This is a genomic window from Streptomyces sp. NPDC058459 (assembly GCF_042721685.1).
GTDB lineage: Bacteria > Actinomycetota > Actinomycetes > Streptomycetales > Streptomycetaceae > Streptomyces.
Genome location: NZ_JBHXLV010000106.1, coordinates 1 through 22,321, shown reverse-complemented (window position 1 = coordinate 22,321; position 22,321 = coordinate 1). Strand labels below are relative to the sequence as shown.

At 70.7% G+C, this 22,321-nt stretch carries 17 protein-coding genes and 1 pseudogene; 15 read left to right on the top strand and 3 right to left on the bottom strand.

Annotated features, from left to right (window positions below):
• Window positions 1-180 precede the first annotated feature (180 nt).
• From ACFWN1_RS20070 to ACFWN1_RS20025, 10 genes are all read left to right on the top strand, one after another.
• Window positions 181-1,695 (top strand): bifunctional folylpolyglutamate synthase/dihydrofolate synthase, encoded by a 1,515-nt coding sequence (locus ACFWN1_RS20070; RefSeq protein ID WP_384363679.1) that lies wholly within the window; start codon window positions 181-183, stop codon window positions 1,693-1,695.
• Between the two features lie 12 nt (window positions 1,696-1,707).
• Window positions 1,708-2,073: a DUF4233 domain-containing protein gene (locus tag ACFWN1_RS20065; RefSeq protein ID WP_384363677.1), complete on the top strand. Its 366-nt coding sequence runs from the start codon at window positions 1,708-1,710 to the stop codon at window positions 2,071-2,073.
• A gap of 61 nt (window positions 2,074-2,134) precedes the next feature.
• A complete protein-coding gene (ndk, locus tag ACFWN1_RS20060; RefSeq protein ID WP_384363676.1) occupies window positions 2,135-2,548 on the top strand; it encodes a nucleoside-diphosphate kinase in 414 nt (137 codons plus the stop codon).
• Window positions 2,549-2,888: 340 nt separating this feature from the next.
• Complete coding sequence (locus ACFWN1_RS20055; protein WP_020940056.1) at window positions 2,889-3,908, top strand: rod shape-determining protein; 1,020 nt, start codon at window positions 2,889-2,891, stop codon at window positions 3,906-3,908.
• Window positions 3,909-4,072: 164 nt separating this feature from the next.
• Window positions 4,073-5,029 (top strand): rod shape-determining protein MreC, encoded by a 957-nt coding sequence (mreC, locus tag ACFWN1_RS20050; protein WP_384363674.1) that lies wholly within the window; start codon window positions 4,073-4,075, stop codon window positions 5,027-5,029.
• A gap of 14 nt (window positions 5,030-5,043) precedes the next feature.
• Window positions 5,044-5,718 carry a rod shape-determining protein MreD gene (mreD, locus tag ACFWN1_RS20045; protein ID WP_384363672.1) on the top strand — a complete coding sequence of 225 codons (675 nt, stop codon included), beginning with the start codon at window positions 5,044-5,046 and terminating at the stop codon, window positions 5,716-5,718.
• A gap of 126 nt (window positions 5,719-5,844) precedes the next feature.
• Window positions 5,845-8,094, top strand: coding sequence for a penicillin-binding protein 2 (mrdA, locus tag ACFWN1_RS20040; protein ID WP_384363670.1), 2,250 nt, complete (start codon window positions 5,845-5,847; stop codon window positions 8,092-8,094).
• Window positions 8,091-9,287 (top strand): rod shape-determining protein RodA, encoded by a 1,197-nt coding sequence (rodA, locus tag ACFWN1_RS20035; protein ID WP_384363668.1) that lies wholly within the window; start codon window positions 8,091-8,093, stop codon window positions 9,285-9,287. The genes mrdA and rodA overlap by 4 nt, the downstream gene beginning before the upstream one ends.
• 219 nt (window positions 9,288-9,506) lie before the next feature.
• Window positions 9,507-11,006, top strand: coding sequence for a CHAD domain-containing protein (locus ACFWN1_RS20030; protein ID WP_384363666.1), 1,500 nt, complete (start codon window positions 9,507-9,509; stop codon window positions 11,004-11,006).
• A 104-nt stretch (window positions 11,007-11,110) separates the two neighbouring features.
• Complete coding sequence (locus tag ACFWN1_RS20025; protein ID WP_384363664.1) at window positions 11,111-13,036, top strand: TIGR03960 family B12-binding radical SAM protein; 1,926 nt, start codon at window positions 11,111-11,113, stop codon at window positions 13,034-13,036.
• 543 nt (window positions 13,037-13,579) lie between these two features.
• Here ACFWN1_RS20025 and ACFWN1_RS20020 read toward each other — a convergent pair.
• Window positions 13,580-15,139: a recombinase family protein gene (locus ACFWN1_RS20020; RefSeq protein WP_384363681.1), complete on the bottom strand. Its 1,560-nt coding sequence runs from the start codon at window positions 15,137-15,139 to the stop codon at window positions 13,580-13,582.
• A 349-nt stretch (window positions 15,140-15,488) separates the two neighbouring features.
• Here ACFWN1_RS20020 and ACFWN1_RS20015 point away from each other — a divergent pair, with 349 nt between their 5' ends.
• A complete protein-coding gene (locus ACFWN1_RS20015) occupies window positions 15,489-16,958 on the top strand; it encodes an APC family permease (protein WP_384363662.1) in 1,470 nt (489 codons plus the stop codon).
• Window positions 16,959-17,104: 146 nt separating this feature from the next.
• Here the strand turns inward: ACFWN1_RS20015 and ACFWN1_RS20010 are convergent, their stop codons facing one another.
• Both ACFWN1_RS20010 and ACFWN1_RS20005 read right to left on the bottom strand, forming a co-directional pair.
• The gene (locus ACFWN1_RS20010; protein WP_384363660.1) at window positions 17,105-17,458 is read right to left on the bottom strand and encodes a DUF805 domain-containing protein; all 354 of its coding nucleotides are present in this window, start codon (window positions 17,456-17,458) and stop codon (window positions 17,105-17,107) included.
• Between the two features lie 132 nt (window positions 17,459-17,590).
• Window positions 17,591-18,835: an alpha/beta hydrolase family protein gene (locus ACFWN1_RS20005; RefSeq protein WP_384363658.1), complete on the bottom strand. Its 1,245-nt coding sequence runs from the start codon at window positions 18,833-18,835 to the stop codon at window positions 17,591-17,593.
• A gap of 180 nt (window positions 18,836-19,015) precedes the next feature.
• Between ACFWN1_RS20005 and ACFWN1_RS20000 the strand changes: the two genes are divergently transcribed.
• The 4 genes and pseudogenes from ACFWN1_RS20000 to ACFWN1_RS19985 all read left to right on the top strand — a co-directional run.
• Window positions 19,016-19,630, top strand: a complete 615-nt coding sequence (locus ACFWN1_RS20000) for a hypothetical protein (RefSeq protein WP_384363656.1) — start codon at window positions 19,016-19,018, stop codon at window positions 19,628-19,630.
• A gap of 39 nt (window positions 19,631-19,669) precedes the next feature.
• Window positions 19,670-20,737, top strand: a complete 1,068-nt coding sequence (locus ACFWN1_RS19995; RefSeq protein ID WP_384363654.1) for a hypothetical protein — start codon at window positions 19,670-19,672, stop codon at window positions 20,735-20,737.
• 46 nt (window positions 20,738-20,783) lie between these two features.
• Window positions 20,784-21,560 (top strand): TIGR03936 family radical SAM-associated protein, encoded by a 777-nt coding sequence (locus tag ACFWN1_RS19990; RefSeq protein WP_384363652.1) that lies wholly within the window; start codon window positions 20,784-20,786, stop codon window positions 21,558-21,560.
• Between the two features lie 268 nt (window positions 21,561-21,828).
• Window positions 21,829-22,321 (top strand): annotated as a pseudogene (locus tag ACFWN1_RS19985) (ribonuclease E/G); the annotation flags it as partial.

The window sequence follows — 22,321 nt, the reverse complement described above, 5'->3', positions numbered from 1 at the left end:
CACCCGCACCAGCCACTTCGCAGCACTTCGCCCCGTCGAGCATGAGCTCGACGGGGCGAAATAGGACCAGCTCCCGAATAAACCAACAGCGTCCCGACGCGGCGCCGGGGGCTCTCGCTCGCCCGCGCCGCAGCCGGACCACCACGCGCGGCGCCCCGCCCCCTCCGTAGACTGGGCGACGTGAGTGACTCGCCCGGTAACAACGACACGCCAGACCCCCTCGCCGACTTCGACGAGATCATCGCCGAGGAGACCGACCGCGACCCCGACCTCGCCGTGATCGAGGCGGGCAGCCGCACCCTGCGCACCCAGGGCGGCTCGCCGGAGGCCGACGTACCGGCCCGGCCCGAGGACCCCGAGGTGGACCGCGCCCTGCGCGAGGTGGAGACCGAGCTGGCCACCCGCTGGGGCGAGACCAAGCTGGAGCCCTCCGTCACCCGGATCGCCGCCCTGATGGACGTCCTGGGCGACCCCCAGCGCACGTACCCCTCCATCCACATCACCGGCACCAACGGCAAGACCTCCACCGCCCGCATGATCGAGGCCCTGCTCGGCGCCTTCGAGCTGCGTACCGGCCGCTACACCAGCCCGCACGTGCAGTCGGTCACCGAGCGCATCAGCCTGGACGGCGCCCCGGTCAGCGCCGAGCGGTTCATCGAGACGTACGAGGACATCAAGCCGTACATCGGGATGGTCGACACCGCTCAGGAGCACCGGCTGTCCTTCTTCGAGGTGCTGACCGGCATGGCGTACGCCGCCTTCGCGGACGCCCCGGTGGACGTCGCCGTGGTCGAGGTCGGCATGGGCGGGAGCTGGGACGCGACCAACGTGATCGACGGCGATGTCGCCGTGGTCATGCCGATCTCACTGGACCACACCGACCGCCTGGGCGGGACGCCCGCGCTGATCGCCACCGAGAAGTCCGGCATCATCAAGCCGGACGCGACCGTGATCATGGCGCAGCAGCCGGTGGACGCGGCGCAGGTGCTGCTGAAGAAGGCGGTGGAGGAGAACGCCACCGTGGCCCGCGAGGGCATGGAGTTCGGCGTGGTGGACCGCCAGGTCGCCGTCGGCGGCCAGTTGCTCACCCTGCGCGGGCTCGGCGGCGAGTACCCCGAGGTCTACCTCCCGCTGCACGGCGCCCACCAGGCGCACAACGCGGCCGTCGCCCTCGCCGCCGTCGAGGCGTTCTTCGGGGTCGGTGCCGAGCGCGCCGAACCGCTGGACATCGACACCGTGCGCAAGGCGTTCGCGGCCGTCACCTCGCCGGGCCGGCTGGAGATCGTCCGGCGGTCCCCGACCGTGGTGCTGGACGCCGCGCACAACCCGGGCGGCGCCGAGGCGACCGCCGAGGCGGTGCGGGAGGCGTTCGACTTCAGCCGGCTGATCGGCGTGGTCGGCGCGAGCGCGGACAAGAACGTGCGCGGACTGCTGGAGGCGTTCGAGCCGATCTTCGCGGAGGTCGTCGTCACCCGGAACACCAGCCACCGCGCCATGGACGCGGACGAACTGGCCGGCATCGCCGTCGAGGTGTTCGGCGAGGACCGGGTCCAGGTCGAGCCCCGGCTGCCGGAGGCGCTGGAGGCCGCGATCACCCTGGCCGAGGAGGAGGGCGAGTTCGCCGGCGGCGGCGTACTGGTCACCGGCTCGGTCATCACGGTGGGCGAGGCCCGCCTGCTGCTTCGGAAGGGCTGAGGTGAACCGCTCGTGCGTACGCTCTGTTCCTCGACACTGATCGGCGAGTTCTTCGTCATCGGGTTCGCCGGTCTGGTCGCCATGAAGGACCCCTCGCTGGCCACGTCCACCGTGTGGTGGGTCTGCGGGGTCGCCATGGTGCTGTCCGTGCTGCTGTGCGGCATGGTGTCCCGGCCGGGCGGTGTCGTCCTCGGCTGGGGGCTCCAGCTCGCGCTGATCGCCTCGGGCCTCTTCGTGCCGATGATGTACTTCATGGGCGCGGTGTTCGCGGCCCTGTGGTGGGCGTCGGTGCACTACGGCCGCAAGGTCGACGCGGCCAAGGCCCGCTTCGCGGCGGCAGCCGAGGCCGGGTCACCCCCTACGGCTGACGCTGCGTGACGAGGGTGCGGACACGCCCTGTAACCTCGTGCCACCGCACGTCAGTCGTAAGGAGCCTCTCGTGACCCAGCGCACCCTCGTCCTGCTCAAGCCCGACGCCGTCCGTCGTGGCCTGATCGGCGAGATCATCGGCCGTCTCGAGCGCAAGGCCGACTGGCGGATCGCCGCGCTGGAACTGCGGAACCTGGACCGGGGCCTCCTGGAGCAGCACTACGCCGAGCACGTGGGCCGTCCGTTCTACGAGCCCCTTGTCGAGTTCATGTCCTCCGGCCCCGTCGTCGCGCTGATCGTCGAGGGTGAGCGGGTCATCGAGGGTGTGCGGCAGCTGGCCGGCCCGACCGACCCGATCGCCGCGGCTCCCGGCTCCATCCGAGGCGACCTCGGTGTCATCGTGCGGGAGAACCTGATCCACGCCTCGGACTCGGAGGAGTCCGCCGAGCGCGAGGTGAAGATTTTCTTTCCGGGTCGTGACTGACCGGTGCGCCGCGGGTCCTTCGGGGCCACACCGTGCGGAGTTTCGGGGCATCTTTCTGAGGGTGTGTCAGCGGCCTCGGATACCCCGCCCCCGGACGGCCGTACCATTTCGGCAGTCCCTCGGCATATGCGTTGCCGTTCGAGGGAACGCGTGCCCCTGATGGACCGTCTCCACGAGCGGGGCGGCGCGCCATCTGCTGACAATTGGCGAAGACCCTCGCGCGGTGTTCGTGCAGGCGCGTCTACGATGGAAGCCTTCACGTCACCGCACCCACCTCGCCGACCTGAGAAGCCCTCAAAAGCTTCCAGGGAAGGCCCGTCGAATCCTGATGGGGAACTCAATGTCGTTCATCGGCCGTGACATGGCTGTCGACCTCGGGACCGCCAACACGCTGGTGTACGTCAGGGGTCGCGGGATCGTACTCAACGAGCCGTCCGTCGTGGCGATCAACACCAACACCGGTGGCATCCTCGCGGTCGGCGCCGAAGCGAAGAAGATGATCGGCCGCACGCCGGGCAACATCGTGGCCGTGCGGCCGCTGAAGGACGGCGTGATCGCCGACTTCGAGATCACCGAGCGGATGCTCCGCTACTTCATCCTGAAGATCCACAAGCGGCGGTATCTGGCCCGGCCCCGGGTCGTCGTCTGCGTACCCTCGGGCATCACCGGCGTCGAGCGGCGCGCCGTCATCGAAGCCTCCTCCCAGGCGGGCGCCCGCCAGGTGCACATCATCGAGGAGCCCATGGCCGCCGCCATCGGCTCCGGCCTGCCGGTCCACGAGGCCACGGGCAACATGGTGGTGGACATCGGCGGCGGCACCACGGAGGTCGCGGTCATCTCCCTCGGCGGCATCGTCACCGCCCAGTCCATCCGCGTCGCGGGTGACGAACTGGACAACGCGATCATCCAGTACATCAAGAAGGAGTACAGCCTCCTGCTGGGTGAGCGGACGGCCGAACAGATCAAGATCACGATCGGTTCGGCGTACGACCTCGACTCCGACGAGCACACCGAAGTCCGCGGCCGGGACCTGGTGTCCGGGCTGCCCAAGACCGTCGTCATCTCCGCGGCGGAGGTACGCAAGGCGATCGAGGAACCGGTCAACGCGATCGTCGACGCCGTCAAGACGACCCTGGACAAGTGCCCGCCGGAGCTGTCCGGCGACATCATGGACCGCGGCATCGTGCTGACCGGCGGCGGCGCCCTGCTGCGCGGCCTCGACGAGCGGCTGCGCCGGGAGACGGGCATGCCGATCCACATCGCCGAGGACCCGCTCGACAGCGTCGCGCTCGGCTCCGGCAAGTGCGTCGAGGAGTTCGAGGCGCTTCAGCAGGTGCTCGACGCCCAGCCGCGCCGCTGACATGACACTTCGAATCCGCCGTACGAGACGTTCTGCTCTCGTACGGCGGCTCGTTGGTATAGAGGCATAAGCTCCCCCAACGGACCCCCTTCGAATCGCGCATCCACCACGGCGCTTTATCGGGGTCCCCGAATTCCTATAGAGGAAGGGCACGGCCGCCGCACGTGAGGGACACGAAAGAGAGCCGCCTGCTCCTGATCCTGCTGATCGCCATCGCGTTCGCATTGATCACGGTGGACATCCGCGGAGGCCGGAACTCCCCGGTCGACGGGGCACGGCAGGCCGCGGCCGCGGCCTTCGGCCCGATCGAGAACGGGCTTTCCACGGCGGTCGACCCGGTCGGCAACGCCGTCTCCGCCGTCCGGGACTCCGGCGACCGGCACGACCGGCTCGCCGTCATGGAGAAGGAGAACGCGGCACTCAAGGCCAAGCTGGGCAGCGACGACCGCAACCGCAGCCGGCTGAACCAGCTGGACCGCATGCTGAAGGTGGCCGGCCAGGGCCAGTACGGCATCAAGGGCGCCCAGGTCATCGCCATAGGAGCGGCGCAGGGCTTCTCCTGGACCATCACCATCGACGCGGGCGCCAACGACGGCATCAAGCGCGACATGACCGTGCTCAACGGCGACGGACTGGTCGGCCGCGTCACCACGGTCGGCCCCGGCACCGCGACCGTACTGCTCGCCAACGACCCCGACTTCACCGTCGGCACCCGCATGGAGGCGGGCGACGAACTCGGCTTCGCCTCCGGCCAGGGTGACCGCCCGCTGCGCGTGGAACTCCTCAACGGCAAGGCGGAGGTGAAGAAGGGCGACCGGCTCGTCACCTTCGGCTCGCAGGCCGACAAGCCCTTCGTGCCCGGCGTGCCGGTCGGCGTGGTCTCCCGCGTCGACCCCTCCGGCGGCGGCCTGACCCGCACCCTCTACGTCACGCCGTACGTCGGCTTCAGCAAGCTCGACATCGTCGGCGTGGTCGTCACGGGACCGAAGAAGGACCCGCGCGACGAGGTTCTCCCGGCCAAGCCCAAGCCGGTCCCGACGCCCACGGTGACCGTCACGGTCACCCCCTCGGCGAACGCCTCCGCGCCGGACGACTCCGACACCAACGGCCAGCAGCAGTAGGAGCTGAACCACCCATGCGCCTCAACCGCGTCCTGCTCTCCACCGTGCTGGTCGTCGTCGCCCTGGTGATCCAGGTGAGTGTCCTCGCCCGCCTCCACCTGCCCGGCGCCGTCCCCGATCTGCTGCTCCTCGCCGTCCTCGGCCTCGCCCTGGTGTACGGCCATGTCGGTGGCGCCCTCGTCGGCTTCGGCGCCGGACTCCTCGCCGACCTCGCGCCGCCCGCCGACCACGCGGCCGGCCGCTACGCCCTCGTGCTGTGCGTCATCGGCTACTTCGCCGGCCTCGTCAAGCCCGAGACCGGCCGGCTGAAGTCGGCGACCGGCCCGATGGCCGTCGTGGTCGCCGCCGCGATCGGCTCCACGCTGCTCTACGCCGGCGTCGGCGCCCTGGTCGGCGACACCGCCGCCCGCCATGTCGGCCTGCCCGGCCTGCTGTTCTCGGCCGCGCTGTACGACCTGCTGCTGGCCCCCTTCGTGGTGCCCGGCGTGATGTGGCTGGCCCGCCGCGCGGACAACGACCCGCTGGCCGAGTCCGGGCCCGCCGCCAAGGCCGGGAACATCTCATCCGGCTGGCTCTCCTCCGGCACCGGCCTGCGCCTCGGCTCCCAGCGGGGCATCGGCGCGCTGAAGGCCAGGGCCCGCACCCGCTCGGCCCGCGTCGGCCGCATCAAGGGGGTCAAACGGCTGTGACAGCGCCCCACTTCACCTGCCGTCCGTACGCGCACCTCAGTTCCCGCGCTGAGAGGGGGAGTCAGCAGCAGTGACCAACGCCCGCCCGTCGCCCGCCACCACCCTTCCAACGAATGGGCCGCGCCCATGACCAACATTCCCGAGACCGGGCGGACCCCACGGGTCCAGATCCGGCTGGTCGTCATCCAGGTACTCGTCCTCTCCCTGCTCGGCACCCTCGGCGGCCGCCTGTGGTACCTCCAGATCCGCGAGGGCGCCGAGTACCAGCGGGAGGCGTCCGGCAACCACGTCCAGCAGGTGGTCGACCCCGCCGTGCGCGGTGACATCCTGGACGCGCGCGGAGTGCCGCTCGCGGACAACGAGACCCGTCTCGTCGTCTCCGCCTCGCGCACCGACCTGCTCAAGCAGAGGGACGACGGCAAGGGCGTGCTGGCCAAGCTCGCCGGCGTCCTCGGCCTGAGGCCCGACGAGGTCCAGCAGAAGGTCCGGCTGTGCGACGCCGAGACCCCCCAGCCCTGCTGGAACGGCTCGCCGTACCAGCCGATCCCGATCACCGACGAGGCCACGCCCAAGCAGGCCCTCCAGATCCGGGAGCGCGCCGAGGACTTCCCCGGCATCACCGCCGAGCCCGAGGCGGTCCGCCGGTACGGCGCGCCCGGCAAGGCCGGCACCTCCCAGGTCCTCGGCTATCTCTCGCCGGTCACCGACGAGGAGATCCAGAAGGCCAAGGACACCGACTCGCCCTACCTGCGCTCCGACATGGTCGGCCGCTCCGGCCTGGAGCGGCAGTACGACAAGGAACTGCGCGGCAAGGCCGGCATCACGCGCTACGAGGTGGACAACCTCGGCCGGGTCATCGGCAAGGCCCAGGCCGACCCGGCGGAGTCCGGCTCCAACCTGGTCACCAGCATCGACTCCCGCATCCAGCGGGTCACCGAGTTCGAGCTGGACAAGGCGATGAAGGTCGCCCGCCAGCAGAACGACAAGATCACCGGCACCAACTACAAGGCCGACTCCGGTGCCGCCGTGGTGATGGAGGCCAAGACCGGCCGCATCGTCGCCATGGCCTCCGCGCCGGACTACGACCCGAACGTCTGGGTCGGCGGCATCTCCGCCAAGGACTACCAGGCCCTCACCGGCAAGAACTCCGACTACCCGCTGCTGAACCGGGCCATCCAGGGCCAGGCCGCACCGGGCTCGACCTTCAAGGTGGTCTCCACGGCCGCAGCGGTCGAGGCGGGGTACGACTTCGACGGCCGCTACCCCTGCACGAGTTCGTACTCGGTGGGCAGCCAGGTCTTCAAGAACTTCGAGGGTGAGAGCTTCGGCCCGATCCCGCTGGGCCGCGCGCTCGAGGTCTCCTGCGACACCGTCTTCTACTACCTCTCCGACCAGCAGTGGAAGAAGGACGGCGGGATCAACCCGAAGAAGGGCCAGCCCAAGGACTTCTTCTACAAGACCGCCCACCAGTTCGGCCTCGGCAAGGAGACCGGCGTCGACCTGCCCAACGAGGTCACCGGCCGCGTCCCCGACCGCCAGTGGAAGCAGGACTACTGGAAGGCCAACAAGGACGCCTGGTGCAAGTACGGCAAGAAGGACGGCTCCTACGTCGAGAAGATCGCCTACGAGAACTGCCTCGAAGGCAACAAGATGCGTGAGGGCGACTCGATCAACTACTCCATCGGCCAGGGCGACACCCTCGTCACGCCGATCCAGGAGGCGGTGATCTACGGCGCCGTCGCTAACGGCGGCACGATGTTCCACCCGAGCATCGGCAAGGCGGTCATCAGCGCGGACGGCAAGTCGGTGCGCGAACTGAAGCCCAGGCCGTCGGGTAGGTTGCCGGTCAGCAAGGCCACCCTCAAGGGCATGGACGACGCCTTCGCGGGCGTCATCACCCGGGGCACCGCCGCGTGGAAGTTCGGCGGCTGGCCGCAGGACAAGATCCCGCTGCACGGCAAGACGGGCACGGCGGAGGTCTACGGCAAGCAGACCACCTCCTGGCTCGCGACCTACTCCGAGGACTACACGGTGATCATGACGATCGCCCAGGCCGGTACGGGTTCCGGAGCCTCCGGTGAGGCCGTGCGCAACATCTACAGCGCGCTCTACGGCGTGCAGGGCGACGGCTCCGTCGACAACAGGAAGGCGATGCTGCCCCAGCCCCAGCAGACCCTCCCGAAGGTCCGCCCCGATGGCACGGTGGCCTCTGCGAAGGTCGCCGGCGACCCGGCCAAGGACGTCGAGGCCGCGCAGAAGAACAACACCAGCAACGGCGAGGACCAGCCCCCCGCCACCTCGCCGCCCTCGCCCGACACCAACAGCAACACCCGCAGGCGGCCCCACCGGAGGGGAAAGCGGAGGACGCGCACATGACCGGCAACACCTTCTCCGTCTCCGGGTACGGCCCGGAGCGCGCGGGCTGGACCAGGATCTTCGCCCGTGACTCGCTGGCCCGCAGGCTCGACTGGCCGATACTGCTCGCGGCGCTCGCACTGTCGATGATCGGCTCCCTGCTGGTGTTCTCCGCGACCCGCAACCGCACCGAGATCAACCAGGGCGACCCGTACTACTTCCTGTTCCGGCACTTCATGAACACCGGCATCGGCCTCGCCATGATGATCGGCACCCTCTGGCTCGGCCACCGCGCCCTGCGCAACGCGGTGCCGATCCTCTACGGGCTGTCGCTGGCCGGCATCCTCGCGGTGCTCACCCCGCTCGGCTCCACCGTCAACGGCGCCCACTCCTGGATCGTCCTCGGCGGCGGCTTCTCGCTCCAGCCCTCGGAGTTCGTGAAGATCACGATCATCCTGGGCATGGCGATGCTGCTGTCCGCGCGGGTCGACGCGGGCGACAAGGCGTACCCCGACCACCGCACGGTCCTCCAGGCGCTCGGGCTGGCCGCCGTGCCGATCCTCATCGTGCTGCTCATGCCCGACCTCGGGTCGGTCATGGTCATGGTGATCATCATCCTGGGCGCGCTGCTCGCCTCCGGCGCCTCCAACCGCTGGGTGTTCGGCCTGATCTCGGCGGGCGCCGCCGGTGCCATCGCGGTGTGGCAGCTGCACATCCTGGACGACTACCAGATCAACCGCTTCGCCGCCTTCGCCAACCCCGATCTGGACCCGGCGGGCGTCGGCTACAACACCAACCAGGCCCGGATCGCCATCGGCTCCGGCGGGCTGACCGGTTCCGGGCTGTTCCACGGCTCGCAGACCACGGGCCAGTTCGTGCCCGAGCAGCAGACCGACTTCGTCTTCACGGTCGCGGGGGAGGAGCTGGGCTTCCTCGGGGCCGGCCTGATAATCCTCCTCCTCGGCGTCATCCTGTGGCGCGCCTGCCGTATCGCCCGCGACTCCACCGAGCTGTACGGCACGATCGTGGCCGCCGGGATCGTCGCCTGGTTCGCCTTCCAGGCGTTCGAGAACATCGGCATGACCCTGGGCATCATGCCGGTGACCGGCCTGCCGCTGCCGTTCGTCTCCTACGGCGGCTCCTCGATGTTCGCGGTGTGGATCGCGGTGGGGCTGCTGCAGTCGATCAGAGCGCAGCGGCCGATGTCGGCGTGAGCCTCCGGCGGTCCGGCGGGCCGGGCCGGGCGGCGGTGCGGTCAGGCGCCCCCGGTCCCGGCTCGGCCATCGGGCCCGTGTGCGGCTGTGGCGCACGGTGGTCCGCCGACGGCTCCGCGGGCAGGAGCCGTGCGTGCGCGCCGGGGGCCGACGGGGCTCGCGGGTTCACCCGTGGCCGGTGGGCTGGTTGAGATCGCCGGGGCGTTCTAGATTCGGTGCATGACGGACGTGAAGCGGGAGATCGAGCGGAAGTACGAGGTGGCGGGCGGCGAGCTGCCCGAACTGGCCGGGGCCGGCGGGGTCGCGGACGTGGCCGACCGGGGGGTGGTCGAGCTGGACGCCGTGTACTACGACACCGCCGACGAGCGCCTGGGCGCCGCCTCACTCACCCTGCGCCGCCGCACCGGCGGCTCGGACGCCGGGTGGCACCTGAAGTTCCCGGTCGCGCCCGGTGTCCGGGACGAGATCCGGGCGCCGCTCTCGGACACCGTGCCCGAGGAGATCACCGCGCTGGTCCGCGCACGGGTCCGGGGCGCGGAACTGGTGCCCGTGGTGCGGCTCCGGACGGCCCGTGACGTGCGGCACCTCCTCGACGCGGGCGGCGCCCTGCTGGCCGAGGCGAGCGTGGACACCGTGACCGCCGAGCGCCTCAACCGGGCGGGCGGCACCACCCGGTGGACCGAGATCGAGGTGGAGCTGGCAGACGGCGCCGACCCGGCCGTACTGGACGCCGTCGAGGAGCGGCTCGCCGAGGCGGGGGTACGGCCGTCGAAGGCGTCGTCCAAGGCGGCCGAGGCGCTGCGGCGCACCGGCGGCTCGCGTCCCCGGCCGGCGCGGGCGGCCGGGCCGGTGACGGCGGGGGACCACGTCCTCGCGTACCTCCGGGAGCAGCGCGAGGCGATCCTCGCCCGCGACCCGGGGGTCCGCCGGGACCTGCCGGACTCCGTGCACCAGATGCGGGTCGCCACCCGGCGGCTCCGCTCCGCCTTCCGCGGCTACGGCTCGGTGCTGGACCGGGACGCCACCGATCCGGTCGCCGCCGAGCTGAAGTGGCTGGCGCGCGAACTCGGGCTCGACCGCGACCAGGAGGTGCTGGCGGACCGGCTGACGTCCGCCCTGGACGCGTTGCCGCCCGGCCTGGTCACCGGTCCCGTACGCGAGCGGCTCGCCTCCTGGGCGACCGCCCGGCACGGCAGTACCCGCGCCCACCTGATCGGGGTGCTGGACTCCGCCCGCCAGCTCGCCCTGCTGGACAGCCTGGACACCCTGCTCGCGGACCCGCCGCTGCGGAAGAAGGCGGCGCGGAAGCCGGACAGGGTGCTCACCCGCGCGCTGCGGAAGGAGGGCGCCACGCTGTCCCGGCTGGTCACGGCCGCGCTGGAGCTGCCGCCCGGCGAGGAGCGCGACCATGCCCTGCACGAGGCCCGTAAGCGGGCCAAGCGCGCCCGGTACGCCGCCGAGGCGGCCGTTCCCGCGCTGGGCGGCTCCGCCGGCGCCCTGGCTCGCGCGGCGAAGAAGCTGACCAGCCTGCTCGGCGAGCACCAGGACAGCGTGCTGGCCCGGCAGACCCTGCGGGAGCTGGCCGCGGTGGCGCACGCGTCCGGGGAGAGCACGTTCACCTACGGGGTGCTCCACGAGCGGGAGGAGCAAGCGGCCCGGCGGGCGGAGGCGGAGCTGCCCGCCCGGTGGGAGAAGGCCCGCTCCGCGTTCCCGCACTGAGATCGGCGTGCGGGGGAGGCGTCCGGACGGGTTAGGCTGGATGGTCACCCTTCCAGCCTCCGGCCGGGAGGCGCCCCCAGTCAGCTCACGAAGGTAACGCCGCGATGTCTGTCGAGTCGGTCTTCCCTCAGCTCGAAGCCTTGCTCCCGCATGTGCAGAAGCCGATCCAGTACGTCGGCGGAGAACTGAACTCCACGGTCAAGCCCTGGGACGAGGCCGAGGTCCGCTGGGCGCTGATGTACCCGGACGCGTACGAGGTCGGTCTGCCCAACCAGGGCGTCATGATCCTCTACGAGGTGCTCAACGAGCAGCGGGGCGTCCTCGCCGAGCGCACGTACAGCGTGTGGCCCGACCTGGAGGCGCTGATGCGGGAGCACGGCGTCCCGCAGTTCACGGTGGACAGCCACCGCCCGGTGAAGGCGTTCGACGTGTTCGGCCTGAGCTTCTCCACCGAGCTGGGCTACACCAACATGCTGACCGCGCTGGACCTGGCGGGCATCCCGCTGGAGTCCCGGGACCGTACGGTGGACGACCCGATCGTGCTGGCCGGCGGGCACGCGGCGTTCAACCCGGAGCCGATCGCGGACTTCATCGACGCGGCGATCATCGGTGACGGCGAGCAGGCCGTGCTGGACATGACCGAGATCATCCGCCGCTGGAAGGCGGAGGGCCGGCCCGGTGGCCGCGAGGAGGTACTGCTCCGGCTGGCGAAGACCGGCTCGGTGTACATCCCGGCGTTCTACGACGTGGAGTACCTGCCCGACGGCCGGATCGGCCGGGTCGTCCCCAACCGTTCCGGTGTCCCGTGGCGGGTCTCCAAGCACACGGTGATGGACCTGGACGAGTGGCCGTACCCGAAGCAGCCGCTGGTGCCGCTCGCCGAGACGGTGCACGAGCGGATGTCGGTGGAGATCTTCCGCGGCTGCACGCGCGGCTGCCGCTTCTGCCAGGCGGGCATGATCACCCGCCCGGTGCGCGAGCGCTCCATCACCGGCATCGGCGACATGGTCGAGAAGGGCCTGAACGCGACCGGCTTCGAGGAGGTCGGCCTGCTGTCGCTGTCCTCCGCCGACCACTCCGAGATCGGTGAGATCGCCAAGGGCCTGGCCGACCGCTACACGGATGACAAGATCGGCCTCTCCCTCCCCTCCACCCGGGTCGACGCGTTCAACGTCGACCTGGCCAACGAGCTGACCCGCAACGGCCGTCGCTCGGGCCTCACCTTCGCCCCCGAGGGCGGCTCCGAGCGCCTGCGCAAGGTCATCAACAAGATGGTCTCGGAGGAGGACCTGATCCGCACGGTCGCCACCGCCTACGGCAACGGCTGGCGCCAGGTGAAGCTGTACTTCATGTGCGGTCTGCCCACCGAGACCGACGACGACGTCCTCCAGATCGCGGACATGGCGACCCACGTCATCCAGAAGGGCCGCGAGGTCTCCGGCTCGGGCGACATCCGCTGCACGGTCTCCATCGGCGGGTTCGTGCCCAAGCCGCACACCCCCTTCCAGTGGGCACCGCAGCTGTCCGCCGAGGAGACCGACGCCCGCCTGCGGAAGCTCCGCGACAAGATCCGGGGCGACAAGAAGTACGGCCGCTCGATCGGTTTTCGCTACCACGACGGCAAGCCCGGCATCGTCGAGGGCCTGCTCTCGCGCGGCGACCGGCGCGTGGGCGCGGTCATCCGCGCGGTCTACGAGGACGGCGGCCGCTTCGACGGCTGGCGCGAGCACTTCTCCTACGACCGCTGGATGGGCTGTGCGGACAAGACGCTGGCGGACTTCGGCGTCGACGTCGACTGGTACACCACCCGCGAGCGCTCCTACGAGGAGGTCCTGCCCTGGGACCACCTGGACTCCGGCCTGGACAAGGACTGGCTCTGGGAGGACTGGCAGGACGCCCTCGACGAAACCGAGGTCGAGGACTGCCGCTGGACCCCGTGCTTCGACTGCGGAGTCTGCCCGCAGTTTGACACATGGCCACAAACGGGCCCGACGGGTAAGAAGCTGCTACCGCTCACCGTCAAGAAGTAGCTGTGAACAGCGGTGATGCCGTCCGGCGGATGGCTGAGACGCTTGCCGACATGACCGAGGCGGAGCGTGCCGAGATCATCCGAGGGCTCGGAACCAAGGAGCGTGAGCAGGCTCCTCGCCCCGCGCGGCGTACGCCGCTCCCTGCTCCTCGGCGAGATGCGGGCATCGTCTCGGCGGTCGAGTGGGTGTAGCGGTGACGGGCGGTCGGGCACAAGCCCGGCCGCCTCTCGCTTCCACTCGTGGAGCTGCTCAGAGGCCGCGTGAGCGGCCCGTAGGCCCGCGCCGCGCCCTATTGCCCCCCAAGCTCGGATCGCCAGGCACAGGCCCGCACAGGCCCCGCCAGTCGCAGTGCGCCACCCCCTCTACCGTCATCGCGCGGTCGGACCGATGGGGGTTAGAGCAAGGGGGTTCGGCATGTCCGAACGTTCGGCACTCACCCGGCTCACAGGCGACGGCAACGGCGAGTGCGGAGAGAAAAAGTGTCGGCAGGGTCCACAATGTCCCAATCGAAGACCGGTCGGCCAGGGCAGGGGCATCACTCCGTCAGAGCTTGGCGGCGAAGTCGTCGCTCTTGATGACGAGACGCTCGCGCACGTCGCGTGGAATCTTCAAGCGCAGGTGCACAGACGGAGCGCGCACCCCCTCGGCCTTGGTCCGAGTCACCTCGCATGTGATGCCGACGCGGCGCAGGTCCTCGGCCATGGCTTCCATGCCTCCCGCCTTCCACGTCTCGCGGAACGTCTTGCCGTTGTGGACGAGGGTCCAGCGATCCTGAGTGGTCTCGGGGTCGACGGCGCTCAGTTCGTCCGTGAGCTTGTCGAGTGTCTTTTCCGCCTGCTCCCGAGTGAACCGCGTCTGCGTGTAGCGGCCTCCCGGTTCGAGCTCGGTCATGTAGTAGGCGATGGCATCTTCGAGTCGCTTCACTTCGACGCGAGCCTCCGCTCCGCGCGCGTATTCCCGGACCTGTACGGGGAAGTCGCCGAGGACTCGCAGCACATCGTCCACAAGCACGTCGTACACGCCCTGCGGATCGGGGGCGCCGAGCCCTCCGCTCTTGCAGTTGCCGCACCGCAGGTAGGCGTACTCTCGGCCGCTGGTCGTCGTCTTCTGCACGGTCATGCTGGTCGTGCAGTCGACGCAGATCAGCACGCCAAGGAACCGGGTGGCTCCGCCCGCTTGCCGGGTGGGCTGGTTCTTCCCTCGGCGGTCGAGTGCCGCTTGAAGGGTCTCGAACTCCTCCGGTGTGAAAATCGGGGGAGCGACCCGTATCGGCTTGCCGTCGTTGCCGAGAACGATCCTGCTCCGCCGCTTCCCGCCCTGCTTGTTCTCCTCGACCCGGTACCCCATGAGCGCCGGGTTCCGAAGGCGCCGGAGGAGAGTCGACGGGGTGAGCCCGGCGGACATGAGCCCGGCGCGAAGGATGCACCGAACCACGCGCCGGGCGGACACTCCTCGCAGCGCCATGCGGCGAGCCCAGTGCAGCGCCTTGTGTGAGTCGGGATCGATGGCAAGGGCAGGCTTGCCGTTAATCTTCGTGGTGACGTAGCCGTACGCAGGCTTGCCGACAAGCCATGCGTCCTGAGTCCGCGTGTAGTGCCAGAGCGAAGTCACACGGGTCGACGTGTTCGCCGCCTCGATCTCAGCGATGCCCCCGATGAGCGTGACCATGATCCGGCCGACAGTCGTACCGAGGTCGATCGCGTCGTTCTTCGATACGAGGTTCTTCCCGTACCGCTCGCACCACTCGATCATGGTGGACAGGTCCGTCATGCGCCGGATGAACCGGTCGAGCTTCCAGAAGAGCAGGGCATCGAACTCGGGGGCTCGGTTGTTGAGCCACTCGCCGAGCGCCTTTCGCTTCCACGGCGGAACCTTCGTCGCCGACACGTTGAGATCCGAGGCGACACCGACGACGCGGTACCCCTTCTCCCTGGCGAGTAGGCGAAGGCCGAGTTCCTGCCGCACCGGCGACGTAGTGTCGTCCGTAAGTACAGACAGGCGGATGGAGAGCAGGGCTCGGGGAGCGTCCTCGGGGAGCAGCGCCTCCGCCCTCTTCAGGTCCTCCAGTAGGGCGATGTCTGCGGCGGACCACTCGGTCTCCACGTCGTACGTCTTCACGGGGGCGGACACTATCGGATGGATTTGGATCCGTTTCCTTCTGTTCGCAGCTGGACACCCACATCCAGATCGGCCCCACCGGCCAGAAGTTGCTCCCTCTGGCGGTCAAGAACGCAGGTCAGGCGTCGGCTTCGAGTGGTCACTCGCACTGACGTGGGCGAGGTACTCGCTTCGGTGCTGTGCGGGTGACGGTGCTGATCTTCCGGGTGCGCAAGTGCGGCGCGTATGTCTTATATGAACCCCAAGGGCACGGACGGTAAGCCGGCGCCCTGGCCCGTGAGAGCCGGGTGTGAGGGTGTCGGGCGGCCGGGCGTGACGGAAGAGGGGTGCCGAAGTGGTGGAAGCGGTTTCGCCGGGCTCCGAGGGCAAGGAGGACGCCGCTGCCCCAGAGGCCTATCAGCAGGAGCTGAAGCGGACGCTCGGCTCCTTTCAGGTGTTCGCGATCTCGTTCGCGTTCATCTCGGTGGCGGTCGGCATCTTTTCGACGTACGACGACGTGCTGCGGAACTCGGGGCCGGTGGGGATCTGGCTGTGGGGTGTCGCGACGGTGGGTCAGGTACTGGTCGCCCTGGTCGTGGCCCAGCTCGCCGGGCGTATCCCGCTCAGCGGCTCGTCGTACCAGTGGGCCTCCCGGCTGGCCAGCCCGAAGGTCGGCTGGGGGTTCGGCTGGCTGAGCTTCTGCTACCTGGCCATCGCGGTGGTGGCGGTGGACAACGCCCTCGCGAGTCAGGCGTTCATGCCTCTCGCCGGTATCGGGCCGGACGAGGACACGGCGCGTGTGATCACCCTGGTGATTCTGCTGGTTCAGGCCGCGGTCGTGGTGGCTTCCACGCGCCTTGTCAGCCTGATCAACACCACCGCGGTGGGGCTGGAACTGGCGTTGGTCGTGGTGGTGGCGCTCGTCCTCGCCATCGTGGTGGCGGTCACCGGTCGTGGCGCGGCCGGCAATCTGATCTCACGCGGCGTCGCCGAGCATGCCCCGCACTACTTCGACGTCGGTGGCGGGTTGATGATCGCGATGATCATGGGGCTCGCCACGCTGGTCGGCTTCGACTCCGCGGCGAACCTGGCAGAGGAGGCCAAGGACCCCTTCCGCAGCGTCCCGCGCGCGATCGTGGGCTCCGTCCTGGCCGCCGGTGTGCTGGGCATGGTGTTCCTGATCTGCCTCACCGTGGCGGTCGAGGACATCCCCCGGATCACCGCGAGCGAGTCGCCCGTCGCGGCGATCATGCGCGAGCGACTGGGGCCGCCGATGGAGAGAGTGCTCCTGGCGGCCGTCGCGATCGCGTTCTTCGGAGCTGGGACGGTGGTGATGACGGCGTGCTCCCGGATGGTCTTCGCCATGTCGCGCGACGGGCGTTTCCCTGCCCACCGGCTTATGCGCCGGGTCAGCCCTCGCACGCGGACGCCGGTCCCCGCGACGGTGCTGATCCTCGTCGTGGGCCTCGCTCTGATGGTCGCGCTGCCGGGCGCCGCGCTGCTGAAGCTGATCACCGCCTCCACGATTCTTCCGGCGATCATCTACGGGGCGACGATCGTCCTGTATCTGGCGGTGCGCCGCCGTCTCGACCGCAGGAAGGGCGCGTTCGACCTCGGGCGGTTCGAGATGCCGGTCGCGGTCTGCGCGCTGATGTGGACGCTTCTGTCTCTGTTCGTGCTGGTGTCGCCGGCCGAGGCGCTTGTTCCCGTGCTGATCGTGGTGGGCCTGCTCGTGGTGGGTGGGCTCTTCTTCGCCGGCTTGCTGCTGTTCAATCGCTCGGCCCTGGAGACCGAGCCGGGCGATACCGGTGTCTTCGTGCACTGACATCCCCCCTCGCGTGAGTGTGGTCCACGGACGGCGGGAAACTGCTCACCCAGAACGCCGCCCCGGCGCCGGGCGGCCACTCCCACTGAGCACGAACACGACGAAGGGCCCACCGGAAAGATCCGGTGGGCCCTTCCCGGTCGGTGTCAGACCGTCGGGGCGTGCTTCGGGTTGGGGCCGTACTCGTTGGCCTCCGGCTTGCCCTCGGAGGCGAGGAAGACGATCAGGACGATGGCGCCGATGAGCGGGACCAGCGCGATCAGGGTCCACCATCCGGTGCGGCTGGTGTCGTGCAGGCGGCGGACGGTGACGGCGAGGGACGGCAGCAGGACCCCCAGCGCGTAGATGAAGGCGAGGAAGTTGATGTCCAGCGCGTTGTCCAGGATCGACAGCACGATGCTGATGATCACGCTGAACAGGGTGAACATCCAGTATTCCTGCCGGCGCGCGCGACCGCTGAACACCGCGTACTTCTTGAGCACGTCCACGTACCAGTGCATGTTTATTCCCCCCCAGGGATATGCGTGAATTGCTTCCCATGCAATCAGCAGCGCCGGCCGGAATCCATGACTTTGGCGTGGTCAGGTCAATGTGTTACGCGGCCGCAGCCGTACGGTGATCAAACCCGTTTCTCACACCGTCCCGGCGGTGGCGAGGCGGGCGTCCAGCCAGTCGAAGACCCGTTCCTCGAACAGGGCACGCCCGAGGGGTTCGCAGTGCAGGTGCGCGCCCTCCTCCTCGGTGAAGCGGACCAGTTCCTTGGGGCCCGGCAGGGCGTCGTACAGCTGCTCGGAGGCGCCGGGCCAGAAGTGCTCGCCCTCCGGGTCGGTGACCAGCAGCGGGGTGGTGATGTGGTCCACGATCCGGGTGAGGTCGTGCCGTGAGACCTTGGTCAGCAGGTCGTACCGCGAGACCTCGCGGAGCAGGTCGTAGGGCGCCTCGATGCCGTACGGCTTGGCCCGCCAGCGCCAGGTCGCGGCCAGCGCCGGGTTCTGCTCCAGCGCCTCCCCGATGATCGCGTCGAAGGCGTCGCGGTCCCCGCACTCCCACAGTTCGCGCAGGTCCGGGCCGAGGTGCTGCCACCAGCTCTCCGCCACCCGCACCACCCCCGGATCGGCGACCGCCGCCGCGATGCGGTGCTCGAAGGCCAGCGCGCGCGGCACCCAGTACCCGGCCTGGCTGATTCCGGCCAGCGCGATCCGGCGCGGGTCCACGTCGGGGCGGGCGAGGAGGAAGTCCACGACCGGGGTGATGACGTTCTCCCAGTCCGGCCGGAAGGTCACCTTGCGCTCGAACAGCATCGACTGCTGGCCGGGACCGTCGAAGAGCAGCACCCGGTAGCCGCGCTCCACCGCCGGAGCGCCGAGCAGCGTCCAGGTGGCGCTGAGCGGGCTGTCGCTGCCGTTGTTGGCGATCAGCGTCGGCAGCGGCCCGTCGCCGGTGCCGGGCGGGCTCACCAGATAGCCCGGCAGCGTCGTGCCCTCGTAGGGGATCGACACCGGAACGGCGGGCGGGTCCAGGGCCAGCAGGAACCGGTCGAGGCAGGCGCGGTGCTCGGCGAACGCCTCCGCCGCCCGTTTCCCGGCGTCCGGGACCGCGTCCACGCCCACCATCGCGGTGCCCAGATAGCCGGCCGCGCGCAGCCAGCCCTCGCGGGCGCTCACCAGGTGGCCGGCCGCCGCGCACTCCTCCGCCTCCACCCGGACGCGGCGGCCGAGGTCCAGCCAGGCGTCGAACCACGCCTGCCCGTCCCCGTCCGCCACCGACGCGGCGGTGGTGAGCACTTCGCCCGCGTCGGCTCCCTGCCGCCACACCGAACCGAGGGCGAGCAGGATCTCGTAGTTGAACTGGTCGTTCTCGCTGAAGCGATACGTCATGACGGCTCCCGGACATGCCGCGTGAACCCCTTACTGGTCCGGACCGCACTTCTCACGGTAGGGGCAGCGCCGCCGCACCGCACCACGGGCGGCGTGCGGGCCGGGGCGAGCGGCCCCACCATGGGACGGGGGGGCGGGCCGCGACATCCCACGACGGCACACCTCACGAGAGGACGTCCTATGGTGCAGCGGGCGACCACGGAACAGATCTCGCCAAGGAAGAAGCCCGTCGCCACCGGCAGTGTCTTCCTGTCGTTCGCCCCCTGGATCATCTTCGGTGTGGTGGCCGGCCCCAGCACCTGGGAGTACGCGGCCCTCGCCGCGCTGGTCGCGGCCGTCGTGCTGTCCGCCCAGGATCTGCTGCACGGGACGATCCGCGTCCTGGACGCGGCCGGCATCGTGTTCTTCGCCGTCATCTCCGTACTCGCCCTCGCCCTGGACCGCTCGGACCTGCTCTGGCTGGAGACCTACGCCCAGGTCATCTCCAACGGCCTGGTCGCGGTGGTGGCGTTCGCCTCCCTGCTGTACGACCCGTTCACCGCGCAGTACGCCCGCGAGTCGACCCCGCGCCAGTACTGGGACTCACCCGTCTTCCGGCACATCAACCGGGTGCTGACCACGTACTGGGGCGTCACCTTCGCCGCGATGACGGCCTCCACCTGGCTCGCCGTCCACTTCTCCCGCCAGGACGACTGGCTGAACTGGGTCATCCCCGTCGCCCTGCTGGTGGTCGCGGTCAAGTTCACCCAGCGCTACCCGGAGACGTACAAGGCCCGGCTCACCACGGTGACCTGAAAAGGCATCCGAAAGCGGGCCACCGGCGTCCATGCCGGTATGGACCTCGACAAGCCGCCCGCCCCGCAGCCCCCGGAGGGCTGCCTCGTCGTCGCCGTCCGGCTGCCCGTCCGGATCGTCGTACTGGTGCTCGTGGTGCCGGTACGGCTGGCGTGGGACGCGCTGGTCCTCGCCGGACGGCTCCTGCACGCCACGGTGCTGCGCCCGCTGGGCCGCGCCTTGCTGTGGACCGGCCGGGCGCTCTTCGTATGGCCGCTCGTGGCCCTGTGGCGCTGGGTGCTGGTCCCGGTGGGCACGGCGCTGCGCCGGCTCGCGGCCGTGCTGGTCGCCGCACCGCTGTACTGGGCGTACCGCCATCTCCTGACCCCCCTCGGCCACGCGCTGCGCTGGACGGCGCGGGGTGTGGGCGCGTACCTGCTGGCACCGGCCGGCCGGGGGCTGGCGTGGCTCGCGCGGGGCCTCGGCGCGCTGCTGGCCGCCGCCGGGCGCGCGGTGTACGCCGGTGCCGCCCTGCTCCTCGGGTACCTGCTCGTCGCCCCGGCCAGGTGGCTGTACGCCCGGGTGCTGAGCCCGGTCGGCCGGGCCCTGCTGTGGCTCGCGGACGCCCTGGTCACCGGGGCCGGCGCCGCCTTGTACTGGACGCTGCGGGTCCTGCTCGTGCTGCCCGCCCTCGCCCTGTGGCGCTGGGTCCTCGTCCCCGTCGGGCGGGTGCTGGCCGTCGTCGCGCGTGAGGTCGCCGACGCGCTCGGGCACGCCTGGCGGATCGCCGGGCGCCTCTCCCTCGTCGTCGGGCGGGCGCTGGGGACCCTCTTCCGGTGGATCTTCGTGGAGCCCGCGCGCTGGGTGTACCGGACGGTCCTCACCCCGGTCGGGCACGCCGTACGCGACGCGGTACTGCGGCCCGCCGCCCGAGCGGCGCGCGAGGTGGGACGGGTCACCCGGCTCACTCTCGCCGCCGCCCGCGACACCGTCCGCGAGACCCGCCGGGACCTGCGGCGCGCCCTCTTCGGCGCCCCCCGCCGGCCCCTGGCCGTGGACCGGCGGGAACCTCACGGGCACGATCCACGTACTCTTGGTGGCAGTACGACCGTTCTCACGAAGGACTAGGACACTGGGCAAGCGACAGCCCGAAGGCCCGCCGCCCGCACCCGCGGTGCAGCGCATCCGACTGCGTTACACCAAGCGCGGCCGCCTCCGGTTCACCAGCCACCGCGACTTCCAGCGCGCCTTCGAGCGCGCCCTGCGCCGAGCCGCCGTACCCATGGCCTACTCGGCGGGGTTCACACCGCACCCGAAGGTGTCGTACGCCAATGCCGCACCCACCGGCACGGGCAGTGAGGCGGAGTACCTGGAGATCGCGCTGACCGCGCCGCGCGACCCCGAGGCCCTGCGCGTCCTGCTCGACGAGTCGATGCCCGCCGGGCTCGACATCGTCGACGCCGTGGAGGGCCGGACCTCGGGGCTGGCCGACCGGCTCACCGCCTCCGTGTGGGAGCTGCGGCTGGACGGCGTCGACCCCGAGGAGGCCCGGCGCGCAGCCGAGGCCTTCACCGGGGCCGAGACGGTCGAGGTCCAGCGCATGGCCAAGAACGGTGTCCGCACCTTCGACGCCCGCGCCGCCGTCGTCACCCTGGAAACGCGGGACGAGGCGGCTGATAGGCCCAGCGACCGGCCTTGTGCGATACTGCGCCTGGTTGTTCGGCACGTGACGCCTGCCGTACGACCCGACGACGTCCTGTCCGGTCTTCGCGCCGTGGCCGACCTGGCGCCGCCGGTCCCCGCAGCGGTGACCAGGCTGGCGCAGGGGCTGTTCGATGAAGAGACCGGCATGGTGACCGACCCGCTCGCGCCCGACCGCGAGGCAGCCCCGGCCCCGAAGGCCGAACCGGCTGCCGCCGCGACGGCGCCGGTGCCGGAAGGTTCCGTGTAGGGACGGACGCCGTAGCGCCGCCCTCGTATCCGGGAGCCACCTGGGTCGGGCAGCGCACCGACGACCAGAAGACTTTCGCCAGGCCGTACCGACAAGGCGTACGGAACCGGTGAGACAGGACACAGAGTGCTCCCGTGCGGCGCCCGCGCCCCGGACGGCGGCCATCGCGCATCGCGCGGGCCGCGGACGTCAGCGGCGGCCGGTCTTTACGAGACCGGCCCCGGACCAGGCGCGGCGACCCGGGAGCTCCGACGGGAGAAATGCCCGCATGCTCGAACCGACCGAGCCCGACGAGGGCTCCGAACCGAACACCCCCAGCGACACCCTGCCTCCGCGCGGGCGCCGTCGCGCCGCGTCCCGCCCGGCGGGTTCACCAGCCGCCGAGACCACCGCGCAGGCGGAGACCGCCGCGCAGCCGGAGGCCACTGCCCCGGCACCGCAGGCCGAGGCCGCCGTCGAGGCGCCGGACGAACCGGCCGCGCGTCCGCGCCGCCGCGCCACGCGCCGCGCCTCCGCCTCCGCCGGATCACCGACGGCCGCCGAGGCCGCCGCCACCGAGACGGCCGCGCCCGCCGCTGAGCAGGCCGACGCCGCAGAAGCCGAGACCGTCGCACCCGCGCCGCGCCGTACCCGCCGCAGGGCCTCCGCGCCCGCCGGGTCGCCCACGCAGGCCGCCACCGAGGACAACGAGGCCGAGGAGACCGACGTGGCCCAGGACGACACCGAGAACCAGCAGACAGGCGAGCCGGCCGAGGCCGCCG

Excerpts from the sequence above, each read along its gene's own strand:
- ACFWN1_RS20055 (WP_020940056.1), top strand. The coding sequence starts at position 2,889 with ATGTCGTTCATCGGCCGTGACATGGCTGTCGACCTCGGGACCGCCAAC.
- mreD (WP_384363672.1), top strand. The coding sequence starts at position 5,044 with ATGCGCCTCAACCGCGTCCTGCTCTCCACCGTGCTGGTCGTCGTCGCC.
- mrdA (WP_384363670.1), top strand. The coding sequence starts at position 5,845 with ATGACCAACATTCCCGAGACCGGGCGGACCCCACGGGTCCAGATCCGG.
- rodA (WP_384363668.1), top strand. The coding sequence starts at position 8,091 with ATGACCGGCAACACCTTCTCCGTCTCCGGGTACGGCCCGGAGCGCGCG.
- ACFWN1_RS20030 (WP_384363666.1), top strand. The coding sequence starts at position 9,507 with ATGACGGACGTGAAGCGGGAGATCGAGCGGAAGTACGAGGTGGCGGGC.
- ACFWN1_RS20025 (WP_384363664.1), top strand. The coding sequence starts at position 11,111 with ATGTCTGTCGAGTCGGTCTTCCCTCAGCTCGAAGCCTTGCTCCCGCAT.
- ACFWN1_RS20010 (WP_384363660.1), bottom strand. The coding sequence starts at position 17,458 with ATGCACTGGTACGTGGACGTGCTCAAGAAGTACGCGGTGTTCAGCGGT.
- ACFWN1_RS20005 (WP_384363658.1), bottom strand. The coding sequence starts at position 18,835 with ATGACGTATCGCTTCAGCGAGAACGACCAGTTCAACTACGAGATCCTG.
- ACFWN1_RS20000 (WP_384363656.1), top strand. The coding sequence starts at position 19,016 with ATGGTGCAGCGGGCGACCACGGAACAGATCTCGCCAAGGAAGAAGCCC.
- ACFWN1_RS19995 (WP_384363654.1), top strand. The coding sequence starts at position 19,670 with ATGGACCTCGACAAGCCGCCCGCCCCGCAGCCCCCGGAGGGCTGCCTC.